Annotated in this window: 26 protein-coding genes, 1 tRNA gene and 2 pseudogenes; 17 read left to right on the top strand and 12 right to left on the bottom strand. The window is 64.6% G+C overall.

The annotated features are described in order from the left end of the window. Positions 1–151 precede the first annotated feature (151 nt). Positions 152–451, bottom strand: coding sequence for a hypothetical protein (locus KM295_RS02890; protein ID WP_256028360.1), 300 nt, complete (start codon positions 449–451; stop codon positions 152–154). Positions 452–506: 55 nt separating this feature from the next. After that, positions 507–1,662 (bottom strand): annotated as a pseudogene (locus tag KM295_RS16980) (DNA polymerase Y family protein). A gap of 155 nt (positions 1,663–1,817) precedes the next feature. Here KM295_RS16980 and KM295_RS02865 point away from each other — a divergent pair. Next, positions 1,818–2,426, top strand: a complete 609-nt coding sequence (locus KM295_RS02865) for a HalX domain-containing protein (protein WP_256028355.1) — start codon at positions 1,818–1,820, stop codon at positions 2,424–2,426. Further along, the gene (locus KM295_RS02860; protein WP_256028354.1) at positions 2,423–3,013 is read left to right on the top strand and encodes a DUF7504 family protein; all 591 of its coding nucleotides are present in this window, start codon (positions 2,423–2,425) and stop codon (positions 3,011–3,013) included. Before KM295_RS02865 ends, KM295_RS02860 begins: the two co-directional genes overlap by 4 nt. 36 nt (positions 3,014–3,049) lie before the next feature. Here KM295_RS02860 and KM295_RS02855 read toward each other — a convergent pair whose 3' ends face one another. Continuing rightward, positions 3,050–3,868 carry an HD domain-containing protein gene (locus KM295_RS02855; RefSeq protein ID WP_256028353.1) on the bottom strand — a complete coding sequence of 273 codons (819 nt, stop codon included), beginning with the start codon at positions 3,866–3,868 and terminating at the stop codon, positions 3,050–3,052. Between the two features lie 59 nt (positions 3,869–3,927). After that, on the bottom strand, positions 3,928–4,410 hold the full coding sequence (locus tag KM295_RS02850) for a redoxin domain-containing protein (protein ID WP_256028352.1): 483 nt from the start codon (positions 4,408–4,410) through the stop codon (positions 3,928–3,930). 138 nt (positions 4,411–4,548) lie between these two features. Between KM295_RS02850 and KM295_RS02845 the strand changes: the two genes are divergently transcribed. From KM295_RS02845 to KM295_RS02835, 3 genes and pseudogenes are all read left to right on the top strand, one after another. Beyond that, positions 4,549–4,854 (top strand): Sec-independent protein translocase subunit TatA/TatB, encoded by a 306-nt coding sequence (locus KM295_RS02845; RefSeq protein WP_256028351.1) that lies wholly within the window; start codon positions 4,549–4,551, stop codon positions 4,852–4,854. A gap of 84 nt (positions 4,855–4,938) precedes the next feature. Then, positions 4,939–5,238: pseudogene (gene tatA / locus KM295_RS16975) on the top strand (twin-arginine translocase TatA/TatE family subunit); the annotation flags it as partial. Positions 5,239–5,419: 181 nt separating this feature from the next. Then, positions 5,420–5,493: transfer RNA gene (locus KM295_RS02835), tRNA-Arg, on the top strand. Positions 5,494–5,611: 118 nt separating this feature from the next. On the opposite strand, the gene KM295_RS02830 is transcribed toward KM295_RS02835, so the two are convergent. Together KM295_RS02830 and KM295_RS02825 are read right to left on the bottom strand one after the other, a co-directional pair. After that, positions 5,612–6,556: a zinc-dependent metalloprotease gene (locus KM295_RS02830; protein WP_256028349.1), complete on the bottom strand. Its 945-nt coding sequence runs from the start codon at positions 6,554–6,556 to the stop codon at positions 5,612–5,614. 93 nt (positions 6,557–6,649) lie between these two features. Beyond that, the gene (locus KM295_RS02825; RefSeq protein ID WP_256028348.1) at positions 6,650–6,904 is read right to left on the bottom strand and encodes a hypothetical protein; all 255 of its coding nucleotides are present in this window, start codon (positions 6,902–6,904) and stop codon (positions 6,650–6,652) included. Positions 6,905–6,996: 92 nt separating this feature from the next. Between KM295_RS02825 and KM295_RS02820 the strand changes: the two genes are divergently transcribed. The 5 genes from KM295_RS02820 (at position 6,997) to KM295_RS02800 (ending at position 11,070) form a co-directional block, all read left to right on the top strand. Further along, entirely contained in the window at positions 6,997–8,061 is a 1,065-nt protein-coding gene (locus tag KM295_RS02820; RefSeq protein ID WP_256028347.1) for a M20/M25/M40 family metallo-hydrolase, read from the top strand. 79 nt (positions 8,062–8,140) lie between these two features. Next, a complete protein-coding gene (locus tag KM295_RS02815; protein WP_256028346.1) occupies positions 8,141–8,326 on the top strand; it encodes an LSM domain-containing protein in 186 nt (61 codons plus the stop codon). Further along, complete coding sequence (locus KM295_RS02810) at positions 8,323–8,496, top strand: 50S ribosomal protein L37e (protein WP_256028345.1); 174 nt, start codon at positions 8,323–8,325, stop codon at positions 8,494–8,496. Before KM295_RS02815 ends, KM295_RS02810 begins: the two co-directional genes overlap by 4 nt. Positions 8,497–8,690: 194 nt before the next feature. Continuing rightward, a complete protein-coding gene (gene purF / locus KM295_RS02805; protein WP_256028344.1) occupies positions 8,691–10,175 on the top strand; it encodes an amidophosphoribosyltransferase in 1,485 nt (494 codons plus the stop codon). 82 nt (positions 10,176–10,257) lie between these two features. Further along, the gene (locus tag KM295_RS02800) at positions 10,258–11,070 is read left to right on the top strand and encodes an RIO1 family regulatory kinase/ATPase domain-containing protein (RefSeq protein ID WP_256028343.1); all 813 of its coding nucleotides are present in this window, start codon (positions 10,258–10,260) and stop codon (positions 11,068–11,070) included. 1 nt (position 11,071) lies between these two features. On the opposite strand, the gene KM295_RS02795 is transcribed toward KM295_RS02800, so the two are convergent. Further along, a complete protein-coding gene (locus KM295_RS02795) occupies positions 11,072–11,497 on the bottom strand; it encodes a bis(5'-nucleosyl)-tetraphosphatase (RefSeq protein ID WP_256028342.1) in 426 nt (141 codons plus the stop codon). A gap of 122 nt (positions 11,498–11,619) precedes the next feature. Between KM295_RS02795 and KM295_RS02790 the strand changes: the two genes are divergently transcribed. Together KM295_RS02790 and KM295_RS02785 are read left to right on the top strand one after the other, a co-directional pair. Continuing rightward, positions 11,620–11,949, top strand: coding sequence for an uS10/mL48 family ribosomal protein (locus KM295_RS02790; RefSeq protein ID WP_256028341.1), 330 nt, complete (start codon positions 11,620–11,622; stop codon positions 11,947–11,949). A gap of 69 nt (positions 11,950–12,018) precedes the next feature. Then, positions 12,019–13,290 (top strand): amidohydrolase, encoded by a 1,272-nt coding sequence (locus KM295_RS02785; protein ID WP_256028340.1) that lies wholly within the window; start codon positions 12,019–12,021, stop codon positions 13,288–13,290. A 42-nt stretch (positions 13,291–13,332) separates the two neighbouring features. Here KM295_RS02785 and KM295_RS02780 read toward each other — a convergent pair whose 3' ends face one another. Then, positions 13,333–13,704, bottom strand: a complete 372-nt coding sequence (locus KM295_RS02780) for a TlpA family protein disulfide reductase (protein ID WP_256028339.1) — start codon at positions 13,702–13,704, stop codon at positions 13,333–13,335. Between the two features lie 142 nt (positions 13,705–13,846). On the opposite strand from KM295_RS02780, the gene KM295_RS02775 reads away from it, so the two are divergent. From KM295_RS02775 to KM295_RS02755, 5 genes are all read left to right on the top strand, one after another. After that, positions 13,847–14,836, top strand: a complete 990-nt coding sequence (locus KM295_RS02775; RefSeq protein ID WP_256028338.1) for a PLP-dependent cysteine synthase family protein — start codon at positions 13,847–13,849, stop codon at positions 14,834–14,836. 129 nt (positions 14,837–14,965) lie between these two features. Further along, the gene (locus tag KM295_RS02770; protein ID WP_256028337.1) at positions 14,966–16,138 is read left to right on the top strand and encodes a chemotaxis protein CheC; all 1,173 of its coding nucleotides are present in this window, start codon (positions 14,966–14,968) and stop codon (positions 16,136–16,138) included. A gap of 46 nt (positions 16,139–16,184) precedes the next feature. Further along, on the top strand, positions 16,185–16,406 hold the full coding sequence (locus KM295_RS02765) for a DUF8149 family protein (RefSeq protein WP_256028335.1): 222 nt from the start codon (positions 16,185–16,187) through the stop codon (positions 16,404–16,406). 107 nt (positions 16,407–16,513) lie between these two features. Continuing rightward, complete coding sequence (locus KM295_RS02760; protein WP_256028334.1) at positions 16,514–16,774, top strand: winged helix-turn-helix transcriptional regulator; 261 nt, start codon at positions 16,514–16,516, stop codon at positions 16,772–16,774. Between the two features lie 121 nt (positions 16,775–16,895). Continuing rightward, positions 16,896–17,975: a CNNM domain-containing protein gene (locus tag KM295_RS02755; protein WP_256028333.1), complete on the top strand. Its 1,080-nt coding sequence runs from the start codon at positions 16,896–16,898 to the stop codon at positions 17,973–17,975. A gap of 186 nt (positions 17,976–18,161) precedes the next feature. Here KM295_RS02755 and KM295_RS02750 read toward each other — a convergent pair whose 3' ends face one another. The 4 genes from KM295_RS02750 to KM295_RS02735 form a co-directional block, all read right to left on the bottom strand. Next, a complete protein-coding gene (locus KM295_RS02750; RefSeq protein WP_256028332.1) occupies positions 18,162–18,578 on the bottom strand; it encodes a PIN domain-containing protein in 417 nt (138 codons plus the stop codon). 9 nt (positions 18,579–18,587) lie between these two features. Further along, the gene (locus KM295_RS02745) at positions 18,588–18,818 is read right to left on the bottom strand and encodes a hypothetical protein (RefSeq protein ID WP_418904735.1); all 231 of its coding nucleotides are present in this window, start codon (positions 18,816–18,818) and stop codon (positions 18,588–18,590) included. Between the two features lie 233 nt (positions 18,819–19,051). After that, positions 19,052–19,372, bottom strand: coding sequence for a chorismate mutase (locus tag KM295_RS02740; RefSeq protein ID WP_418904734.1), 321 nt, complete (start codon positions 19,370–19,372; stop codon positions 19,052–19,054). After that, the gene (locus KM295_RS02735) at positions 19,365–19,502 is read right to left on the bottom strand and encodes a hypothetical protein (RefSeq protein ID WP_256028330.1); all 138 of its coding nucleotides are present in this window, start codon (positions 19,500–19,502) and stop codon (positions 19,365–19,367) included. Before KM295_RS02735 ends, KM295_RS02740 begins: the two co-directional genes overlap by 8 nt. Between the last annotated feature and the right edge of the window lie 234 nt (positions 19,503–19,736).

The raw sequence follows: 19,736 nt of genomic DNA, 5'->3' as shown, positions 1-19,736 counted from the left end.
TCCGTTCCGGAGATTTATATATGAGACCACGACCAGACACCCCATGACCTGAATCGGGCCGGTCGTCGGTCGTGGCGGTTGTGCGGAGCGCCGACACCGGTCTCGGGGGCATGCTCCGCCTGTTCGAGCTACTGTAGCGACTGGTTTGTACCTACCGCCAACCGTTACTACCGTCCGGTCGGACGAGCCAGCGGCGTTCGCCCCGCCGTTCGAGCACCGACGGTTCCCGGAGCTTCGCGATGTAGCCCGTCGGCTGGGAGACGAGTTCGTGATCGGCCTCGACGCGGACGGAGTCTCCGATAAGCTGAGCGGACGGCGGCTTCTGTGCGGCTCCACAATCGTAGACGGTGACGAACTCCCTCCCGTCATCCGTCCCGTGGACGACGACGTGGGCGTGTCCGGGGAGCAACCACGTTCGGTCACCACCGGGACCAGGAGCGAGACGGTTCATACGTCCGCTCGGTGGCGAACAGAGAAAAGCCTGTACTCGCGCCCCTTCGGGAGGCTCACTCGAACCGCGCGAGTTTGGTCTGTCGTTTCCCCTGCGTCTCGTCGGACGGCCCCGTGCAGAAAGGCTCCGGTGTCTGTCCGTCCTCGTCGTGGTTCCACTCCCCGATCGTCGCCTGCCCGCGCCCGTCGAACTCGGCGAGGAGCTCGGCGGCGACCGTCCCGACCAACTCCGGATCCTCGACCGGACCGGGAAGCGACCGGGATCGGGTGGGGACCTCGAACGGCGGCCGGACTATCTTGACGCCGATAGTCTTGTACAGGGCGTTCTTCTCGGATGCCCGGCCGGTTACCCCCGATGCGAGCGTCTCTATCGTCTCGCGTTTTCGCTCACGATCGGCCGTCGGGTCCACGAAGGCCGACTCGGCCGAGAGGCTCTTCGGTTGTCCCTTCGGTTCGACCGTTCGATCGTCTTCGCCACGCGCTTGGGTCTAAAGCACCCGCCTACGCTCGCCGAGGGCGTCGACGAGGACCGAAACGTCCGCGGCGGCGATCTCGCTGGCGGTTTCGAACCCAATCCTTTGGAGTTTTCTCGCCGTCACCGGACCGACGCCGTGCAGCGATTCGATCGCCATCGGTGCGAGAAACGACGGGACCTCGGCGGGTCCGAGGACGACCAGCCCGTCCGGTTTCTCGGCGTCCGAGGCGAGCTTTGCGGTCGTCATGCCGGGGGCGCAACGGAGGCGCGAACGCCGGTCGCGGCCTCGATATCGCGTTTTGGCGACCGTCCGAACGCCGCGGCGTCGTCCCAGGTGACGCCGTCGAGATCGAGGTACGCTTCGTCTATCGAAACGGTTCGAACGGTCTCCGCGACGCTGTCGAGGACCGACCGTACGTCATCGCTGACTGACTCATAGGACTCCAGGTCGGCCGGACGGTAGAACCCGGTACCCGTCGGATCGTCGGCCTCGCTCCGCCACGGGAGGCGCTTTAGGTCGAGATCGTTATTGCGGACTCGACGCCGCACTCGCGAGCCTCGTAACTCGCCGTGGCCACCGCGCCGTGTGTCTCTCCCGGCTCGTATCTCATCCCCACGGCGAGCAGTTCGCCTTCCAGATCGGGCTCGCGGAGCCGTTCACAGGCTGCATAGAAACAGTCCATATCGACGTGACAGACGATTTGTTCGGGCGGCTCGATACCCGGAAGCCTGGGCATAGAAGCGTCTCTCACGCCGACGGTTGGAGGTTTCCGAGAGTACGGGTAAACTGAATCGCCGTCGTTGTGGAGGCCGTCTGCCCTCAATCCAGCCACTCGGGACGAGAGTTTCCCGGAATACATATCAGAGAGACCCACAAAACGGTGAGCATAGAATGGCCGATGGAGATGATCAACCGACAGTTCTCGTCGTCGAAGACGAGCGCGCCCTCATCGAGCTGTACGTTCGGTGGCTGGAGGACGACTACCGGGTGTTGACGGCCGACGGCGGCGAGGAAGCACTCGAGCAGCTCGACGAGGGTATCGACGTCGTATTGCTCGACCGGCTCATGCCCGGAATGAGCGGTGACGAGGTGCTAGAGGAGATCCGACGGCGGATCCCGGACTGTAAGGTCGCGATGGTGACGGCCGTCGAACCCGACTTCGACGTGATCACGATGGGTTTCGACGATTACCTGACGAAACCCGTCGAGCGCGAAGAGCTCCTCGAGACGATACAGCGGTTGCTATCCAGATCGCAGTTCGACGACATCGAACAGGAACTGTACGCGCTTTCCTCGAAGCAGGCCGCACTGCGGTCCTCGAAGCCGAAAGAGGAACTCGAAGAAAACGAGGAGTTCCGTGAACTCCAGCACCGTATCGATGAGCTCAGGGGTGAACTCGACACGACGCTCCCCGGAATGGACGACGACGATTTCGTCGCGATGGTACGCGATATCGAGGGAGGCGAAGACAGCGACGATCTACCGGGTGATTTCGAGTGAGTTACCGGGTCGATTCCTTCGGCGACGTGACGTCGTTCGACGACGGTGTGAGTCTGTTGATGAGCGGTACTTCGACCGAGACCAATCAGCGGTTGCTCGATGCAGTCACGCCGAAGGCTGACGAACGGTCGGTGGTCATCACTACGAACACCGGCGCCGCAACCGTCCTCAAGGAACTCGAACGGCGCGGAGCTGACCGCGAACAGATCGGTATTATCGACTGTACCAACGCCGACAGCGAGATTGAAGACGTTCCGGTCCGAACCCTGAGTTCTCCGGGAGACCTGACCGGGATCAGCCTCGAGTTCGCAAAACTGTTCGATCGGGACATGGACGACGAATCGGTCCGCGCTCGGGTCGGGTTCGCGTCGGTTTCGACCGCGCTAATGTATACCGAACTGCGAACGATGTTCCGGTTTCTGCACGTCTTTACTGCCCGCATCCGGTCGGGTGGCATGTTCGGTACCTTCGCTTTGGATCCGACGATGCACGAAGAGAAAGCCCACAACACGATCCGTGCGGTGTTCGACTGCGAAGCTGACGTCGACGAAGACGGGATCAGCGTTTCGGGGACCGGGTTCGAATAACTTGGATTTCCGGCGAAAACAGGATTCGACCGGGAGTTACATCTCTATCCGCTCGACCAACCCTTCGGTGTCGGCGTGAGTGTTGATCGCGACGATCCTGACATGGTCCTCTAATCCCGAGTCGTTCAGTTTGTGTTTTAAGAGTTCGTCAACCTGGTATACGCCGACCGCGTCGGTCATCTCGATTTCGACCATCGCGGCCGTCCGATCGCCGGGACGAAGCGATACCTGCCGGATCGCCTGGCTCGACAGCGTGTTGATCCCCCGACGGCCCTTCTCGTAAGGGATCCGCGACCGGCCGCGTTCCATATCGAGCGCGTCGGCGACGCGGACGACGCCAGCCTCCCCCGTCAGGGGTGTCTCGCTGCTGTGATGACAGAGGATCGCGTGCAGAACCTCACCCTTGAGTCGGACGGCATCGGCGGGTCCGTATCGGTCGAGTTCGCCGAGGAGTCGGTCGAGAACATCGGCCGCGAGCGGGATCGAATAGTGGGAGTGGTCGTGTCGGTGGACCACGTGACCGATGTCGTGAAGCGTCGCGGCCAGCGCGATGATCACCGCCTCGTCAGCCTCCTCGAGCCCTTGGTCCGAGGCCCCGTTGAACTCAACGCCACCCGCTTTCAGGAGATCGTACAGCCGGAGCCCGGCCGCGCGAACGATTTCGACGTGTTTGGCGCCGTGATCGTTGTACCCCATCCGCGTGACCGGATTGACGTTCTGGGCTTCGAGATAGGCGTGGATGACCTCGTCGGTCCGAACCGACTCTAGAACCTCGTTGACGGGTCCGTCCGGGAACGCGTGGTCGGCGTCGGGGTCGTATCGCAGGTCAGTCTCGGGGTCAGTGCGGTCACTCATACCCGTATCGTGGGCGTGACCGGGAAAAAAGTATCCGACAGGGATCGACCGAGCTTGGCTCAGGCCGCGTCGGCTGCCGCCGTTTCGACCTCGTCGTAATCGGGTTCGACGCCGGGATCGTCCGAGACCCACGCATAGGTGACCGTTCCGTCCTCGTCGACGACGAAAACGGCGCGTTTGGCGACGCCGGAGATCCCGAGGTCATCGAAGTCCATGACGACGTCGTAGGCGTCGATGACCTCCTTGTTCGTATCGCTGACGAGCGGGAAATTGAGGTCGTTCTGTTCGGCGAACTCGCCGAGCGAGAACGGGGAGTCGATACTGACCCCGTACAGCGACGCCCCGGCGTCGTCGATCACGTCGAGCCGATCGCGGAACGTCCGCATCTCGCCGGTACAGACGCTCGTGAACGCGCCCGGGAAGGTGGCCAAAACGACGGGGCCGTCCTCGAGCGCCGACGACAGCGTGAATTCGGTGATGTCGCCGTCCGGTGTCCGCATCGGTGCCGTGAACTCGGGGGCCGTGTCGCCTTCTGATACCATACCGGGTGATCGCCTGCCCCCCACCTGTCCTTTTCGGTTCGGTATCGTGACCCGGATCCGCCCGCGACAGCTCGAGGTCGATATCGCCCGGTTCGACAGGGACGAAAAGCATACAAGTACCCGCACGAACGACGACGTATGACAACGTTACTGTTCATCGGTGGGCTCGGGCCACCCGAACTGCTGTTGATCGCCGGGGTTTTGATCCTGCTTTTCGGCGCGAGCAAGCTCCCGAAGCTCGCCCGATCGATGGGATCGGCGACGGGAGAGTTCAAAAAGGGCCGCCAGCAGGTCGAGGAGGAACTCGAGGAGATCCAGAAGGGGGTCGACCCGACCGCGGACATCGAACCCGACACCACGACCCAAAGTACGGGTACGGAACCACAGACCGACGACGAGGCCGACCGCGAGCCGGATCCGGACGCCGAACAGACCGGCGCTTAGAGCGGGCCGCCGGTACCGACCGCGTCGTTCGTTTCGACGGCGAGGAAAAAGCCTATAATCGACAGTTGGTTAGGTCCGGTAGCGATGGTATTACCCCCACTGCAGTTCGGTATCCCCGGCGGACCGGAGCTGCTCGTCATCCTGTTGATCGCCGTTTTGCTTTTCGGCGCGAACAAGATCCCGAAGCTCGCTCGCTCGACCGGCGAGGCGATGGGCGAGTTCCAGAAGGGCCGCGAGGAGGTCGAACAGGAGCTCCAGGAGATGCGCGATGGCGAGCCGGCCGACGAAGAGATGGGCAGCGAGCCGACGGTCGAGACCGACGATGCGGCGACCGAACCGGCGACGGAAGCGGAAGCGGAGACGGAAACGAAAACGGAAACGGACGTATCCGACGCCGAAACGGAACCCGAAGACGGCGGAGACCTCGAGATCGACGACGCCGAGACGGAGGCCGAGGAGACGTCGAATACCTGAGGCTGGGAATCCCCATAGCCGAGCTGCGCGGTCAGTGTGGCGCTTTTCGGACCGATCGGTGGCCCGTCCGCCACGGGTAGTTGTGGTTCGTGGGCGTGTGGCCTAGCGGATCAAGGCGAGAGGTTCCTAACCTCTAGAGCGCGGGTTCGAATCCCGTCACGCCCGTATCGCCATCCGGTACAGCGAAGATCGCGTCCGATCGCGGTACGTGCATCGTCGGCGATACGTTCGGAGGGAGACCGCGCGCGGCGCGGATATCTCGAAACCCCGATAGCCGACAGTATCAGGCGACCCGGGCGAGCCACTTTTCGGGATCGTCGAGTTCCTCGTCGCTCGGGAGGTTCTCGGGAGCCTCCCAGACGGCGGCGGCGCCGGAGACCCCGCGTGCGTCCGCGACAGCATCGAAGAACGCCTTCCCACGTTCGTACTGTCGGCGCTTCATACCGAAACCGAGCAGCCGCCGGACGAGCCGCGAGACGGGTCCGACGTTCCGCCGTCTGTCGTCGAGTTTCGTACGCAAATCAGCGTATTCGCGGTCGAAAGCCCGGTCCATGACCAGTTCCGCGTACCCCTCGACGGCCGTCATCGTCGCGTTGAGTTCCGCGAGCGCGCTCCGGTCGAAGCGGCCGGCGGCCAGTTCGGCGACCGTCTCTTCCATGTGGCTCTCGAGGTGCGTCGAGAGCCACGGCGCCGTCCCGAACTCGGCGGCGTGGGCGACCTCGTGGAAGGCGATCCAGCGCCGGAACCGGGGCAACCCGACGTCGAGCGCCTCGGCGATCGAGACGATGTTCGGATGCACGAAGTACAGGCCGTGATCGCCGTCGCCCAACAGCAGCGGATCGTACTGACCGAGGACGTTGTTGGCAAGAAAGCCGAGCGTGACCGCCATCGAACCGGTGTTCGCGGTGCGGGCGATCGACGGGACTAACATTCCCTGTCCTTCGAGAGGCGCCAGCAGTCGCCGGAACGTATCGACGTTCGCGTCGATCCAGTGGTGGCGGTGCTGGATCTGGACGGTCTCCGGCAACTCGAAATCGACGCCGGCCGCCGCCCGGATCCCGTCGCGTGCGTCGGCGACGTCGTCGGCGTAGGCGTCCCGATCGGCCGCCGAGAGCGTCAGATCGCCGGGGTCGGTCGCGGCGCAGGCGGCGCTACCGACGGCGGTCCAGTCGACGGGGGCGTCACCCTCCGAGTCGGCGACGGCGAGTGCGGCACGAAAGAGATTCACAACCGAGCTAGCCGATCGTCGGTCATAGCTCTTCCGGGAATCGTGTCCGGACGGCGTCGGTCGATCGGACCGTCGGCACGAAGCCGGGAGCGATTACGCTTCGGGAGCGGATCCGGATCCGTCCCCGTCCCCGTTCCCGTTTCGGTTCTCGCCGCCGAAGACCTTCTTTCGGACGAGATACGCGACGGCGATCGAGAAGGCCAATCCGACGAGCAACGCGAGAACCGTCCCCTTTGGCGAGCGGGGGTTCTGGTCCGGGACACCGTCCGCGTCGCCGGAGCTGTACGGGGCGTTCGCCGTCAGGTCCGCGTCCTCGAAGTGGACCTCCAGAAACGTGAGTTCGACCATACTGAGGTTTCGCCGGGAGCGAACTTATACGCACCGGGGAAAAAGCGCGATTGGTCGGGACGTTCATATGGCCGGCCGCCCGCGAAAGGCATATGGACACCGAACGTCGGGCCTTTCTCGACGATCTGCTCTCGCAGTCGACCCCTTCCGGGTTCGAGACAGCCGGCCAGCGACGCTGGCTCGAGTACGTCGAAGCCCACGCCGACGAGACCCACGTCGACGCCTACGGCAACGCCGTCGCAGTGTCGGCAGGAGACGACGACGCGCCGAGCATCGCCGTCGCCGGCCACGGCGACGAGATCGGGCTGATGATCCGGGATGTCACCGACGACGGCTTCCTGAAACTGACACGCATCGGCGGCTCGGACCGGACGGTCACCCGCGGCCAGCACGTCACGGTTCATACCGACGAGGGGCCGGTCGACGGCGTCATCGGGCAGGTGGCGATCCACCTCCGCGATTCCGCCGCCGACGAATACGACGAGATCGCAGAACAGCACGTCGACATCGGTGCCGAGGACGGCGAGGCGGCCGAAAAGCGCGTCGACGTTGGCGATCCGATCACGCTGAGGACCCGCGTGAGCGAGCTGGCGGGCGACCGGGTCGCTGCCCGGGGAATGGACAACCGCGTCGGGGTCTGGACGGCAGCCGAGACGTTCCGGCGTGCGGTCGAGGCCGACCCGGAGGCGACGGTATACGCCGTCTCGACGGTTCAAGAGGAGGTCGGATTCAAGGGCGCACAGATGGTCGGCTTCGATCTCGATCCGGACGCGGTCGTCGCCGTCGACGTCACTCACGCGACCGACGGGCCCGAATCGCCCGGCGATAAGGGAAGCGACGTCGATCTCGGCGGCGGGCCGGTCGTCGCCCGCGGCAGCGTCAACCATCCGGCGCTCGTCGAGGCCGTCCGCTCCGTCGGCGAGGACACCGGGACCGACCTCCAGCTCGCGGCGGCGGGCAGCCGGACCGGCACCGACGCTGACGCCTTCTATACCTCCGCCGGCGGGATCCCGTCGCTCAACCTCGGCATCCCGAACCGGTACATGCACACGCCCGTCGAGGTGGTCGACCTCCAGGACCTCGAGGCGGCCGCCGAACTCCTGTCGGCTTTCGCCGCCCGCCTCGAGGAGTTCGCCCCCTTTGGGGTCGATCTATAGCGCGTTTCGGACCGATCACGCGGCGCGGACTGCGGACAGATGCCGGTGCGTTTATGCCGTCCCCGCGTGCCGTCCCTGTATGACTAGCCGTCCGCTCGATGTACTCGAGGAAACGCTCGGTGCGGAAGTCCAGGTCACGCTCAAGGACGGGAAGACGTACGAGGGTACCCTCTCGGGGTACGACCAGCATATGAACCTCGTGTTGGGCGAGGACGACAACGTAACGATTATCCGCGGCGATAACGTCGTCTCGATACAACCATGACCGGTTCCGGGACTCCGAGCCAAGGGAAGAAGAACAAAACGACGCACGTCAAGTGTCGACGCTGCGGCGAGAAATCGTATCACAGCCGAAAGAAGGTCTGTGCGTCCTGTGGGTTCGGCAAGACCGCAAAGCGGCGCGACTACGCCTGGCAGTCCAAGCAGGGCGAGTAACGTTTCCCGTTTGTTTCGTCGTTTCGATAGCGACGCCGTCGGACCGAGTGTGTCTCCGGAAACGACAGTGTCGCGCCGATCGATGCCTCCGGAACACCGTTGGTATCCACGATCATGTATACTGCCGTGTGAAAACGACGCACCAGCACACACGATGGAGTGGGTTTTTGTCCGTGGACGTTCCATAGGTAGGTATGCCAGACGGGCGGCATCCGGACGGGCCGACTGAAAAATGCGGCGTGGTCGGTGTCTCGCTGGACGAACGGGACGCCGCACGGCCGCTGTACTACGCGCTTTATGCGCTGCAACACCGTGGACAGGAATCCGCCGGGATCGTCACCCACGACGGCTTCCAGCAGCACAGCCACGTCGAGATGGGGCTGGTCGGCGACGCCTTCGAAGCCGAGGACCTGGAGACGCTGAAAGGGGCGACTGGCGTCGGACACGTCCGCTATCCGACGGCAGGCAGCGTCAACTCCTCCTGTGCACAGCCTTTTTCAGTGTCGTTCAAGTCGGGTTCGCTGGGGTTGAGCCACAACGGCAACCTCGTCAACACCGCCGAACTCCGCGAGGAACTGGCGGCAAGCGGCCACGCCTTCACGAGCGACGGCGACACCGAGGTCATCGCACACGAACTCGCGCGCAACCTGCTGGAGGCCGACCTGATCCGGGCGGTCAAGCGGACGATGAACCGCATCCACGGCTCCTACTCGTTGACGATCGCCCACGACGATACCGTACTCGGGGTCCGGGACCCACAGGGCAACCGGCCGCTCTGTATCGGGGAGCTCGACGACGGGTACATCCTCGCCTCCGAGTCGGCGGCGATCGACGTCCTCGACGGCGAACTCGTCCGGGACGTCCGCCCCGGCGAACTCGTCGTCCTCGAGGGCGACGGCGCCGGGTTCGACTCGTATCAGCTCGTCGAACGCGACAACACCGCCCACTGTTTCTTCGAACACGTCTATTTCGCCCGTCCGGATTCCCGCATCGACGGACAGCTAGTCTACGACGTCCGCCGGGAACTGGGCCGACAGCTGTGGGTCGAGTCCGGCGTCGAGAGCGATGTCGTCCTCCCGGTTCCGGACTCGGGGCGTGCCTTCGCCTCCGGCTACGCCGAGGCGGCCCAGGCCGAGGGAGCCGAGGTCTCCTTCGCGGAGGGGCTGATGAAGAACCGCTACGTCGGTCGGACCTTCATCATGCCGACACAGGACGCCCGCGAGCGGGCCGTCCGGCTCAAGCTCAATCCGATCCGGGACGTCGTCGAGGGCAAAACCGTCACCGTCATCGACGACTCGATCGTCCGCGGGACCACGTCGACACAGCTGGTCGAACTGCTCCGGGACGTCGGCGCCGAGGAAGTCCACATGCGGATCGGCGCGCCGCCGATCGTCGCCCCCTGCTATATGGGGATCGACATGGCATCCCGGGAGGAACTCATCGCCGCCGGCTGCGAGACCGACGCGATCCGTGAGGACATCGACGCCGACTCGCTCGCGTATCTGTCGATCGACGCCGTCGCGGAGGCGCTGGATTCGACCCGCGCGGACCTGTGTCTCGGCTGTGTTACCGGCGAGTACCCCTACGACATCCAGGGCGAATCCACCGACAGGGACGTCATCAGGCCGGACATCGGCGATGCGGCGGGCGATACCGGGGTCGCCGGCTCGGACGACTAAATCCGCCGGTTCGGGCGGTTCCGCTCCGATCACCCCCGCGAGGGGGATAACTTATATCGGGAGAGCCACTAGGCCGGGCTGTATGGCCATCCGAGGGTTGCTTCGGGCGAGCGTCCCCGAGTCGCAACTGTCCTCGGTCGCCGGCGAAGTGACGCGCCGCTTCGGGGGCTCGTCGGCGGCATTCGAGCGTCTGGAGGCGGACAATTGGCTTTCGGTACCCTGTGTGGTCGAGGACCGGTGGTTCGTGAAGGTGATCGCCGATCAACACCTGCTGATGCACGCGCTTTTGACGGCCGGTCGGAACATCGGCGCCGTCTCCTCGGGGACCGAAGGGTTCTTTGAGCGGTTCTCGACACCGCTGGAGATGGCCGAACACGAACTGGCAGCCACCGAGCGGATGTGCGAGCTGGGCATCGACGCTCCCGAGCCGATCGAGGCCTTCGAACACGAGGGGTTCGGCGTGCTCGTTCTCGAGTACCTCCCGGACTTCCGGACGCTCGGCGAGCTTCCGGACGATCGGACCGAATCGTTCGCGCCGGTCCTCTTCGAGCACCTCGCGTCGATGCACGAGGCCAGCCTCGCCCACGGGGATCTGCGTGCCGAAAACGTCCTCGTCGCCCCGAACGACGAGGGCGTCGAGACGCTGTATTTCATCGACGCAACGAGCGTGCGGGCGGAGGCGATCGACGACGCGAAAGCCTACGACATCGCGTGTGCGCTCGCGTCGCTCGCGCCCGCTATCGGTTCGGGGGTCGCAGTCGCGGCTGCCGCGGCGGTGTACCGTGCCGACGATCTGCTGGCCGCCCGCGAGTTCCTCGATTTCGTCGGTCTCAGACCCGACCACGACTTCGATACGACGCTCGTCAAAGGCGAAATCGAGAAGATAGCCGCCTGATCTACTCCTCGATTTCCTCGTCGATGAACTCGTGGGCCTCCTCGAAGATCTCCCGCGGCCCGTCCTGGGTGATCGTGTTGACCGCCTGTTCGTAGTCGCGCCACTGCAGATCGCGGTGCTCCGAGGAGAGCTCCGCCGACGCCTCGTAGGATTTGGCGATGAACAGGTGGACCGTCTTGTGGATGGTGTCCCCGTTCGCCTCGAACACGTAGTCGTAGTCTTCACGGAAGCCGTTCAACAGCCGGAAGTCCTCGATCCCGGCCTCCTCTTTTACTTCCCGGATAGCGGTCTGCTGGAGCTCCTCGTCGCCCTCGACCCCGCCCTTGGGGAACTCCCAGTCGCCGGGGCGGGACTTGAGCAGCAGGTACTCGCGCCGGCCACGCGTATCGCGAAAGAGGATGGCTCCCGCGCTCGTGGCCTCTATCATTAGCCCATGGTAAACAGCCGTCTAATAAATGGGTGTCGGACCACCCGTCGGCGAATCCCCACCGTCCGGACCGGGGGAGACCGATGGATGCGTTTTTCACCCTCGAGCGTCCACGGGTGTACATGCCGTTCGTCACTACGCTGACACTCCAGAGCGGGGACCGGGACGTCCTCGAACGCGTCGTGGGGGGGATCAAACACCGGGCGGAACGGAAAGGCGTCGAACTCCGGGGCCCCCACGCCGAATCGCCGATCGACGTCTCGGTCCCGCAGGCCAAGCGGCTCGACGCCGACGACCGGTCGTTCAAACACTGGCAGTACACGGTCTACGAACGGCGGATGGAGGTCGTCGGCCACGACGACTTCGCACGGGCGGTCACCGAACAGGAGTTCCCCGACGGGATCCGCCTGGACGTCGAGGTAGAGCGGGTCTCGACCCCCGGCAGCAACTGACGGCTGGTTTTCCCCGGATTCGCCGGTCTGACAGCGTGGACTTATATCGATCGGGACGGATCGAGTTATATGAGCGTCGACCGCGACCGGTTGATCGAACTGCGCAGGGAGTTTCACCGCCACCCGGAACCGGCCTGGCGGGAGTTCTGGACGACGGCCCGCATCGTCGAGGAACTCGAGACGATCGGCGTCGACGAACTCCACGTCGGCCGCGAGGCGCTGGCCGGGGAACGACTCGCCGTCCCCGACGACGACGAACTCGAACCGTGGATGCAGCGGGCCCGCGAAGCCGGCGCCGACCCCGACGTCCTCGGGGCGCTTTCGGGCGGCTGGACCGGCGCCGTGGCCGTCCTCGAGCGCGGCGAGGGTCCGACCGTCGGGCTCCGGGTCGACATCGACGGGCTCCCGCGAGAGGAGGCGACCGACGACGAACACCACCCCGCCCGGGAGGGGTTCCGATCGGAGACGGGGGCGATGCACGCCTGTGGCCACGACGCCCACATCACGATCGGGCTCGGCGTCATCGAAGCGATCAAGAGGAGTGACTTCTCGGGGACGCTGAAGATCTTTTTCCAGCCCGCCGAGGAGACCATCGGCGGCGGCAGACCGATGGCCGAATCGGGACACCTCGACGACGTCGGGTATCTCTTTGCGCTCCATATCGGCCTCGATTACCCGACGGGCGAGATCGTCTGTGGGATCGACGACTTCCTCGCAGTGACACAGTTCTACACGACGTTCGAGGGCGAACCCGGACACGCCGGCGCCAGGCCCGAGGCGGGACGCAACGCCGTCCAGGCGATGGTGACGGCGGTCTCGAACCTCTATGGGATCGAGCGCCACAGCGAGGGGCCCTCCCGGATCAACGCCGGTCGGGTCGGCGGCGGCACCGCGACCAACATCATCCCCGAGGAGGCGTTCATCCACGGCGAAGCGCGGGGCGCCACGACGGCGATCCGCGATCACGTCTTCGAGCGCGCCGGGGCCGTCTTCGAGGGGGCGGCGATCTCACACGACTGTGAGTTCGACGTGACCGTCGAGGGCGAGGCCCCGTCGGCCGAAAGCGACGCTGAACTGGTCGAGATCATCCGGGAGGCCGCCCGATCGCACCCCGACGTCGAGCGGGCGACCCGGCGCGGCGAGATCGGCGGCAGCGAGGACGCCACGTTCCTCATGCAGCGCGTCCAGAACAACGGCGGGCTGGCGACGTATCTCGCGGTCGGAACCGACCATCCCGGCGGTCACCACACCGCGACGTTCGACGTCGACGAGGAATCGCTCGGCCTCGCTGTCGACGTGGTGAGCGACGCCGTCGAACGCGTCGCGGTGAGTCAGCCCTGAGCGAGCCCGACGGGCACGCGTCCGGAACGCGGTCGGGAGCTCTCAGACCAGCTGTTCGGCCAGGTGGACGACGATCGGGGCGTCGGCGTCCTCGACGAAGCGGGCCAGTTCCGTCCCGGTCTCCGCGTCCTCGACGATCACCGTCGGGATCAGCTCGATGCCGTACTCCTCGACGCCGGTGCCGACCTTCGAGCCGTCGTCGGCCTTCTCGACGGGGTAGTGCTCGACGCGCTCGACGCCCGCCGCCTCCATGGCCGCGCCGAAATCCGGTAGCTGCGATCGACAGTCGGGACACCAGTCGCCGCCCCACACCTCCACGACGACCTCGTCGGACCGCGATTCGAAGACCCCGACCGCCTCCTCGTATGCGTCGGCGTCCCAGACGGGATTGGGTCGCATCGTTTCCAGTTCCATACCGGGGGTACGCGTCGCGTTATTTTAAGCGCCGCGTTCGGAGACCTCACGACCCACCCCGCCCGGTCCACTGGCACGACCCGGTCGTTCCACCGATCCCGCTCCATCGACGTTTTATACCAGTATCCCGAACCCGGAGCCGATGAAGCGGGGTATCCTCGGAACGATCGGCTCGCCGCTGGTACAGGTCCAGTCGCCGCCCGGATCGGTCATCGCCGCGAAGATCGAATCGAAGAACCCCGGCGGCTCCGCGAAGGACCGCCCGGCGCTGGCGATGGTCGAGGCGGCGGAGGCGGCCGGCGAGCTCACCCCCGACGATCGGATCGTCGAGCCGACATCCGGAAACACGGGGATCGGCCTTGCGGTCGCCGCCGCCGCGAAGGGCTACGACCTCACGGTCGTCATGCCGGCCTCGAAATCGCCCGAAAGGCGGCAACTAATGGCCGCCTACGGGGCCGACCTGGAACTGGTCGAGGGGACGATCTCCGACGCGAAAGAGCGGGCGGACGAACTCGAAGCCGAGGCGGGGATGGTACAGCTCAGACAGTTCGAGAACCCGGCCAACCCCGAATCGCACTACCGGACGACCGGCGAGGAGATCCTCCGACAGGTCGAGGGCCACCGGGTCGATGCCCTGGTCGCCGGGATCGGGACCGGCGGGACGGTCTCGGGGATCGGCCGCCGGCTGCGGGAGGAGCATCCCGACGTGTCGATCGTGGGCGTCGAACCGGAGGCGAACGCCGTCCTCTCGGGGGGCGATCCCGGCGACGACGACTTCCAGGGGATGGGTCCGGGGTTCGTCTCGCCGAACCTCGATCGGGACCTGCTGGACGACGTCGAAACCGTCGGGATCGAGGCCGCCGAGGCCGAGTGTCGGCGGCTCGCCCGCGAGGAGGGGATCCTCGTCGGCCAGTCCTCCGGCGGGTCGCTTCTGGCGGCAAAGCGCGTCGCCGAGCGGCTGGCCGAGGAGCACGACGTCGATCCCGACCGGTGTCCCGGTCCGACCAACGACGTCGGAATCCTGGCGGACGAACCCCGATCGCCCGACCCGATCCCGGAGGCGTGTCCGCTCGTCGTGACTGTCTTTTGGGATTCCGGCGAACGCTACATGTCGACCGGAATGTTCGAATAGCGCTTTCGAGCGCTGTGTCGGCCCCGAAGGTTACTATACGGCGCCACGAAGCGAGCGTATGACCGCCCGTATCGCCCGTGTCCCGACCCCGGATCGACCGACCGCAGACAGACTCGCCCACAGCTAGCGATGAAGATCGCGATCAACCAACTGGAGGCGTACAACCACCTCGCCTCCCGCGGCGCGAACCAGGCCGCGCGGGCGCTGTCCCAGATCGCTGGCGTCCGGATGCGTCACGACGTGACCGGCGTCAGTCTGGTCACCGACGACACGCTGGGGGAGATCTTCACCGGCCGGCAGTACGTCGGCGTCCAGGTCGGGCTGAGCGGCGGCCTCTCCGGAGAGACGGTGTTGATTTTCGATCCGGAGTCGGCCGGACGCCTCCGGAAGCGACTCGAGGCAAGGGGAGCGGACGGCTCGCTCGTCGGCGGCGCGTTCGCGGAACTCGGCAACATCATGATCGGCGGCTTCGTCGACGGGTGGGCGAACCATCTGAACACCTCGGTCGACATCACGCCGCCGACGTACATCGAGGCGAGCGGCACCCGGATCCTGCCCCGACTGACGCGCCGGGACGCCGAGGAGTACGGCGCGTTCCTCTTCGAGAGCCGTCTGGAAGCCGTCGACGGGGACCTCTCGGTCCCGATCTATCTGATCCCCGAGTACAGCGAGTTCGTCAAGCTCCTCGAGGGACAGCCGGACGGGCTCGCCGTCCCGGCCCAGAAGCTCACCGTCTTCAACGGCTTCGCCAGCCGGAGCGCGAGCCGGGCCTCCGAGCAGATCGCCCAGCTGACCGGGCTCCGGACCGACGTGAGCGTGAGCCAGCTGCGGTTTCTCTCGTTTTCGGATATGTCCGCCGAGGTCGGAACCGATACCTACGTCAGCGTCGTCTTCGAGCTGACCGGGCTGCCGAGCGGCTACTTCGTCGCCATGTTCAGCGAAGGCTCCGCCGATCGGATCGCCGCCGCGATGACGCCCGGGGGCGTCGATTCCGGCGGGGACGGCATGACGGAAGCGGCGATAAAGGAACTCGGGAACATCATCACGAGCGGGTTCATCGACAGCTGGGCGAACACCCTCCAGAGCAGCATCGAACACACCCCTCCGGAGTTCGTCCGCGATTCGGGTGCGAACGTCATACGGACGGTTCAAAACCGCCTCTCGAAGGACCAGGAGTACGCTTTCACCATCGATACGACGATCGAGATCGCCGACCGGGAGGCGGAGGTACAGCTGTACGTGTTGCCGGATACCCGCGAACTCACGCGGGCGCTTTCGGCGCTCCCGGCGGAGGCGGCCTGACGGGGAACCGGGGCGGTTTTATTCGTCCGGGGCACAGTGAGGAACCATGAGCGACGAATCGGAATCGAAGTCGGACCTCCCGGAGATCCCGATCGTCTGTCCCGAGTGTGACACCCGGACGTACGTGCCGTTCCCGGAGGTCGAGAAGACGGTCGCCCGCCACAACGAGGGGGTACACGACGGTGAGGCGGTCGCCGCGGTCGATCCCGACGTGTTCGATCAGCTCGCCGACTACGTCGCGGCGGATCTCGGGCTGCTCGAGGAGTGAGGGGCCGGGCACCTCGCCGATTAGACCTATATAAACTCACCGCGAAATTGCGTGGGTCTGGTCGAAGCGACGGACGATTAATGACCCACCGTGTGTTCGAGACAGTAATGTCAGAGATCGAGTCGGCGGTCGCGTCGCTTCCGCCGAGCGCAAAGCTCGTCTACAAGACGCTCCAGTACGAGGGACCGATGACACAGGCACAGCTGGCCGAGACCTCCCTGCTCCCCCAGCGAACCGTCCGCCACGCCCTCAAAAAGCTCGACGACGCCGACGCCGTCGAAGAATCCGTCTATCTCATGGACGCCCGGAAATCGAACTACCGGATCGCCGACGCCGACGAACCGGGAACCGGGACCGCCACGGCCTGACCGTCAGGAGCGTTTCTCCGAGGAGACCCCGTCCGATCGCGGTCGATCACCACCCGATCGTCGATCCGGGCCGGCAACCGAAGCTTGAAAGCCCCGGCCATCCGGAACTCAAGCGTCGGCGATGAACGGACTCGAGATCGGGCTTCGTGTGTTCGCCGGAGTGTGCTTGATCCTGGCCAACGGCTTTTTCGTCGCGATCGAGTTCGCGCTGACCCGCGTCCGTCAGTACCCGGAATCGGAGTTCGACGTTCCGGGCCTGCGCCGGGCCTGGGAGATGACCGAGGATCTCGAGATCTATCTCACGAGCTGTCAGGTCGGGATCTCCGCGACCAGCATCGCCGTCGGGATCGTCGCGGAACCGGCGCTTGCGGCGCTTCTCGATCCGCTCTTCGAAAACACGCTCTTGGCCTCGATCGGGGCCGGCGGCCTCGTCGGGTTTCTGATCATCAACCTGCTCCATTTGACACACGGCGAACAGACGCCCACGTATCTCGGCGTCGAGCGAACGCGGTTCGTCGCCCGATACGGCGCGACGCCGCTGTACTGGTTCGCCAAGCTCATCTATCCGGCCATCATGATCGGGGATGGCGTCGCAAAGTGGACGCTCCGGCGTTTCGGCGTCGAGATGACCGGCGCGTGGCTGGAGACGGAGACGGACCGCATCGAATCGCGGGCGGAACTCCGGCACCGACTCGGGTCGACGCTGGATCGGAGCGACCTCCCCGAGGAACGGAAAACGGAGATCCTCAACGCCTTCACCGTCGGCGAGCGACCGACGAGTGAGGTGATGACCGACCGCGAGGACATCGTCTTCCTCTCGACGACCGTTCCACCCGAGGAGAACCTCGACCGGATCGGCGACAGCCCCCACACTCGCTTCCCGCTGGTCGGCGAGGACCCGGCCGACTTCCGGGGCATCGTCTACGTGCCCGCGGTCGTCGATCGGTTCGAGGAACTCCGAAACGGCGAGATCACTTTCGAGGAGATCGCGGTCGATCCGATGACGATCCGGGCGGAGACGCCGATCAGCGAGGTCGTCGATCGGTTCCAGCGAAAGCACCAGGAACTCGCGCTCGTCCAAGACGGATCCGAGGGCCCCGTCGTCGGCCTCGTCACCGCGACGGACGCCCTCGAGGCGGTGATGGGCGAGATCGAGGATCCGCTCGATCTCGAACGGCAGGATCGACCGTCGTCGGCGTGATCGGAGAGGAGCCGTGGTCTATCGACTCTCTTTGTTCGACCTTGTTCAGATAGCTGAAATCCACCATATATACGATTAAATTGATTTCGCGAAAACCATCTCCCCTGAATTCGAGATATAGAAGGTGTCTATAGATGGCATATATAAGTAGAGATAGCTTGCTCTACAGGCGGTTGTTCCGATCGGCTAGAGCGTGTCGAATGAGTTGATCACGTCGCTCGTCGAATGTGTCTCGACGAGATTTTGTTCGTTGAAATCGGTATCGTCGCTCCAGACGTCTGCGTCTTTGGCCAAGGCGCACGCGACATACAGCACGTCGTCGGGATCAGTTTCACCGATCGCTGCTTCGGCCTCTTCGATGTGCGGATAGAACTCCTCGGCGGGGACGACCTCGATGTACTGAAACAGGAGGTCGACAAACTGTGCGACTCGCTCTGGACTCATGCCGGACTTCTCGACGATCAACTCGGTGTAGTTCTCGATCTCGTCGTAGACGAATTTGGGTGTCAGGAGGTCGGGTTCGAGCGTGACGATGAGTTCACGAGTTTTCGAGTCAGCGATGAGCGCGGAGATGACGACGTTGGCATCGACCACCAGCTTCATTCGTCGAGGCTACTCCGACTCTTTTTCGACGCGCTCGCGTGCGCTCTCGTTGATTTTGTCGGCGATATCGACGACGTCGCTCTCGGTGAGTTCACTCTCGGACGTGAGTTCGTCCATCACTTCGAGTGTCTCGATTTTGTCTCGAATCGCCTGCCGAGTCACTTCGCTCCAGTTGATCTCTGGGTGCTTCTCCATCCGCTCTTTGAGTGCGTCGTCCACGTTAACCGTGATAGTGGGCATACAGAATACTATTGAGACACAGATTACTGTGTCTTACGGTGGATAGAGCCTACCGGACAGAACGAACCCGTCTAGACCTCAATTCGTGGCAATACAGGGGGCTGCTGATGGTGTTAGAGCCAGCGAGAGTGGATGTGGCGCTTTTCATCGAATCCTAATCGAAGGAGCAGCTACCAGAAGAGTACTTCAAGGACTAAACGCGGGTTATACGGCCTATATCGACATATTTCGACCTATCGAGACTCCCGCTGCTCCACTTTGTTCAGTTCGATCAACAGCCGGAATATCGCCTTGACGAGGTTCGCGTCCACGTCGAACTGTTCGGCGTTCTCTCCGGCGCGTTCCATGACCGCCTGTTCCTGGGATTCGTCGGTCGTCGGTAACCCTCTTTCGCGCTTGACTGCGGCGATGCTGTCGGCGACGTAGGTCCGCTGGGCGATCTGTTCGACGATCTCGCGGTCGATGTCCCTGATCTCCTCGCGGAGTTCCTCGAGGTCCATCTCGGCCGGGTCGCCCCGGACCGATACCTCCCTGTCGGCGTCCTCGTCAGCCATGGTATCCCTCCGTGATGATGCCGAGGATCACCGGTCGGATCGGATCTCGGCCGCGCCGTCGCGGTGACGCTGGATCTCGGATGCTCCCGTTCCGTTCGTGTTCGGCTACCGGGACGGCTGACTCGCTCATTACCGGGCATTCGCCGTGGGGACTACAAATCGGTGGCGATCGATGCGACATCGTTACACACCGCCGTCCGTTCGGTCGGCGACCGATTCGTTTCCAGGAGCGAAGCGAACGGCCCTATAGTAACCACCGCAACTATTTCGTCGATCGTACGACTGCAGTGCGATCGAGTGTGCACTGGCCTTCGATCGCTACTCTGGGTCGTCGTGGCGTTTATTTTCTCCCTCGTGGAGGATG

It is taken from the genome of Natronomonas aquatica, assembly GCF_024449025.1.
Taxonomy (GTDB): domain Archaea; phylum Halobacteriota; class Halobacteria; order Halobacteriales; family Haloarculaceae; genus Natronomonas; species Natronomonas aquatica.
Note: the sequence above shows the minus strand (reverse complement) of the source record. Positions and strands in the feature narration are given on the sequence as shown.